This is a genomic window from Stenotrophomonas sp. P5_B8, from assembly GCF_054049855.1.
The window spans coordinates 1-4,376 of the sequence record NZ_JBFULO010000343.1; the positions used below are offsets into that span (position 1 = coordinate 1).

Here is a 4,376-nt window from a genome sequence, read left to right on the forward strand (position 1 = left end):
GCCAACGCCAAGGCCGCCGCCAACCGCGCCCGATCGCTGGCCCCGCAGCAGTACGTATCCAAGTCTGACCTGGACGCCGCCGAGGCCACCGAACGCACCGCCTCAGCGGCCGTGCAGCAGGCCCAGGCCGCCCTGACCAGCGCGAAGATCAACCTCGGCTACGCCGAAGTCACCGCGCCGATCAGCGGCCGCGCYGGCAAGCAGCAGGTCACCGAAGGCGCGCTGGTTGGCCAGGGCGATGTGACCCTGCTCACCACCGTGGACCAGCTCGATCCGCTGTACGTGAACTTCTCGATGAGCGTGGACGAGCTGACCCAGATGCGCGCGGCGCAGGCCAAGGGCCAGGTGGCGCTGAGCGGTGACGGCAAGTCGACCGTGCAGGTCAAGCTGTCCGACGGCACCGTCTACGACCAGCCGGGTACGCTGGACTTCTCCTCGACCACGGTCGACCCGGCCACCGGCGCGGTGTCGCTGCGCGCGGTGCTGCCCAATCCGCAGCAGATCCTGCTGCCGGGTGCCTTCGTCAGCTTCCAGGCGACCCTGGGCGAGCGCAACAACGCTTACCTGGTCCCGCTGCAGGCACTGCAGCGCGACACCACCGGCGGCTACGTGCTGGTGGTCGGCAAGGATGGCAAGGTCGCCCGCAAGAACGTCAAGAGCGAAGGCCAGCAGGGCAGCAGCTGGCTGGTCAGCGGTGGCCTTGAACCGGGCGACCAGGTGATCGTGGCCGGTGTGCAGAAGGTCAAGGAAGGCGCGCCGGCCAAGGCGGCCCCGTGGAACCCCAACGCCGCCAACGCCAATGGCCAGGCCCCGGCAGGTGCTGCGCCGGCAGGGGCCGCTCCGGCGGCTGCCGCCAAGCCTGACGCCGCCGCCCCAGCCGACGCCGCTGCCGAAACGTCCGGCGCCGCTCCGGCTGCCGAACCGAACAAGCAATAACGGGAATCATCCGTCATGCCTAAATTTTTCATTGAACACCCGGTCTTCGCCTGGGTGGTCGCGATCCTGATCTCGCTTGCGGGCGTGATCTCGATCCTTGGCCTGGGCGTGGAGTCCTATCCAAGCATCGCACCGCCCCAGGTGACGGTGAGCGCCACCTACCCCGGCGCCAGCGCCGACACCGCCGAAAAGTCGGTCACCCAGGTGATCGAGCAGCAGCTGACCGGTATCGATCACCTGCTGTACTTCAGCTCTTCCTCGGCCTCCAACGGCCGCGTCACCATCACCCTGACCTTCGAGACCGGCACCGATGCGGACATCGCCCAGGTCCAGGTGCAGAACAAGGTGTCGCTGGCAACCCCCCGCCTGCCCACCGAGGTGACCCAGCAGGGCGTGGTGGTGGCCAAGGCCAACGCCGGCTTCCTGATGGTGGTGGCGCTGCAGTCCGACAATGCCTCCATCAACCGGGATGCGCTCAACGACATCGTCGGTTCGCGCGTGCTCGACCAGATCTCGCGTATTCCCGGCGTCGGCAGCACCCAGCAGTTCGGTTCCGAGTACGCCATGAACATCTGGCTCAACCCGGAAAAGATGCAGGGCTACGGCCTGTCCGCCAGCCAGGTRCTGGCCGCGATCAAGGACCAGAACGTGCAGTTCGCGGCCGGTTCGCTGGGCTCGGATCCGTCCCCGGAAGGCCACTACTTCACCGCCACGGTCTCGGCCGAAGGCCGCTTCAGCTCGCCGCAGGAGTTCGAGAACATCATCCTGCGCGCCAATGCCGACGGCTCGCGCGTGCTGCTCAAGGACATCGCACGTATTGCCTTCGGTGCGAACAACTACGGCTTTGACACCCAGTACAACGGCAAGCCCACCGGTGCCTTCGCGATCCAGTTGCTGCCGGGCGCCAACGCCTTGAACGTGGCCAATTCGGTCACCGCCAAGATGGACGAACTGTCCCCGAGCTTCCCGGCCGGTGTCAGCTGGTTCTCGCCGTACGACAGCACCACCTTCGTCAAGATCTCGATCGAGGAAGTGGTCAAGACCCTGATCGAAGCGGTCGTGCTGGTGTTCCTGGTGATGCTGATCTTCCTGCAGAACTTCCGCGCCACCCTGATCCCGACCCTGGTCATCCCGGTGGCCCTGCTCGGCACGTTCCTGGGCATGAGCATCATCGGTTTCACCATCAACCAGCTGACCCTGTTTGCGATGGTGCTGGCGATCGGCATCGTGGTCGATGACGCCATCGTGGTCATCGAGAACGTCGAACGCATCATGACCGAGGAGAAGCTGCCGCCCAAGGCCGCCACCCAGAAGGCCATGACCCAGATCACCGGCGCGGTGGTAGCCATCACCGTGGTGCTGGCGGCGGTGTTCATTCCCTCGGCCCTGCAGGGCGGTGCGGCCGGCGAAATCTACAAGCAGTTCGCGCTGACCATCGCCATCGCCATGGCGTTCTCGGCGTTCCTGGCGCTGGGCTTCACCCCGGCGCTGTGCGCGACCTTCCTCAAGCCCACGCACAACGACAATCCGAACGTCGTCTACCGCACCTTCAACAAGTACTACGACAAGGTCAGCAACACCTACGTCGGCCATATCACCTCGGCGGTGAAGCATGCCCCGCGCTGGATGATCCTGTTCGTGGTGCTCACCGCGCTGTGCGGTTTCCTGTTCACGCGCATGCCGGGCAGCTTCCTGCCCGAGGAAGACCAGGGCTATGCGCTGGCGATCGTGCAGCTGCCGCCGGGCTCGACCAAGTCGCAGACCAACGCGGCGTTCGCGCAGATGCGTGGCGTGCTGGAGAAGCAGGATGGCTTCGAGGGCATGCTGCAGGTGGCCGGTTTCAGCTTCGTCGGTTCCGGCGAAAACGTCGGCATGGGCTTCATCCGGCTCAAGCCGTGGGCCGACCGCGACGTCACCGTGCCCGAGTTCATCAACAACATGAACGGCGCGTTCTACGGCATCAAGGAAGCGCAGATCTTCGTGGTCAACCTGCCCACCGTGCAGGGCCTGGGCCAGTTCGGCGGCTTCGACATGTGGCTGCAGGACCGTGGCGGTGCCGGCTACGACCAGCTGACGCAGGCGCGCAACATCCTGCTCGGCAAGGCCGCACAGGAAAGCGACCTGCTGACCGGCGTGCGCCCCAACGGCCTGGAAAACGCGCCGCAGCTGCAGTTGCACGTGGACCGCGTGCAGGCGCAGACCATGGGCCTGTCGGTGTCGGACGTGTACAGCACCATCCAGCTGATGCTGGCCCCGGTGTACGTCAACGACTTCTTCTATGAAGGCCGCATCAAGCGCGTGACCCTGCAGGCCGATGGCCCGTACCGCACCGGCGCGGAGTCGTTGAACAGCTTCTACACGCCCAGCACCCTGCAGACCAATCCCGACGGCACGCAGGCGATGATCCCGCTGAGCACCGTGGTGAAGTCCGAGTGGGTGTCCGCGCCGCCGTCGCTGAGCCGCTACAACGGCTATTCGGCGGTGAACATCGTCGGTTCGCAGGCCGCCGGGCGCAGCTCGGGTGAAGCGATGCAGGCGATGGAACGGATCGTCAGCGACGACCTGCCGGCCGGCTTCGGTTACGACTGGTCGGGCATGTCCTACCAGGAAATCCTGGCGGGCAACGCGGCCACCCTGCTGCTGGTGCTGTCCATCGTGGTGGTGTTCCTGTGCCTGGCCGCGCTGTATGAGAGCTGGTCGATCCCGGTGGCGGTGCTGTTGGTGGTGCCGCTGGGCGTGCTCGGTGCGCTGGCGTTCTCGCTGGCACGCGGCCTGCCCAACGATCTGTACTTCAAGATCGGCCTGATCACGGTGATCGGCCTGGCGGCCAAGAACGCGATTCTGATCGTGGAGTTCGCGGTGGAACAGCGGGCGGCGGGCAAGAACCTGCGCGAAGCGACCATCGAAGCCTCGCGCCTGCGTTTCCGTCCCATCCTGATGACCTCGTTCGCCTTCATCATGGGCGTGGTGCCGATGGCCATCTCCACCGGTGCCGGCGCCAACGCGCGTCACGCCATCGGTACCGGCGTGATCGGCGGCATGGTGTTCGCCACCTTCCTGGGTCTGCTGATGATTCCGGTGTTCTTCGTGGTGGTCCGCCGTATGCTGGGCGACAAGCTGGACGAACCGTCCAAGGAGTTCCTGGAGCGCCAGGGCGAAGCGAACACGGCGCACCGTCCGGATCGTTGATCCGGCGGTAACGCCCTGAAACGGAAAAGCCCCGGCGCGAGCCGGGGCTTTTTTGTGGGCGGTGACCCGTCCTGAATTGGGTTGACACCTTTTCCCACAGGAAGAGGAATGTTCAATGGATTCAACACTCAGGCGCAGCCAGCGGGATTACTCGCTGGCCTTCAAATTGTCGGTGGTCGACCAGGTCGAGCGCGGGGAACTGACCTACAAAAAGGCCCAGGAGCGATACGGGATCCAAGGACGGAGCACTG

2 protein-coding genes and 1 pseudogene are annotated in these 4,376 nt (G+C 65.5%); all 3 read left to right on the plus strand.

Annotated features, from left to right (window positions below; translation table 11 throughout):
- Nucleotides 1-936, plus strand: a 936-nt coding sequence (locus ACXJKH_RS15965) for an efflux RND transporter periplasmic adaptor subunit (RefSeq protein ID WP_457320758.1), incomplete at its 5' end; no start/stop codon positions are given.
- Between the two features lie 15 nt (nucleotides 937-951).
- Nucleotides 952-4,125 carry a multidrug efflux RND transporter permease subunit gene (locus tag ACXJKH_RS15970; RefSeq protein ID WP_256774557.1) on the plus strand — a complete coding sequence of 1,058 codons (3,174 nt, stop codon included), beginning with the start codon at nucleotides 952-954 and terminating at the stop codon, nucleotides 4,123-4,125.
- A 115-nt stretch (nucleotides 4,126-4,240) separates the two neighbouring features.
- Nucleotides 4,241-4,376: pseudogene (locus ACXJKH_RS15975) on the plus strand (IS3 family transposase); the annotation flags it as partial.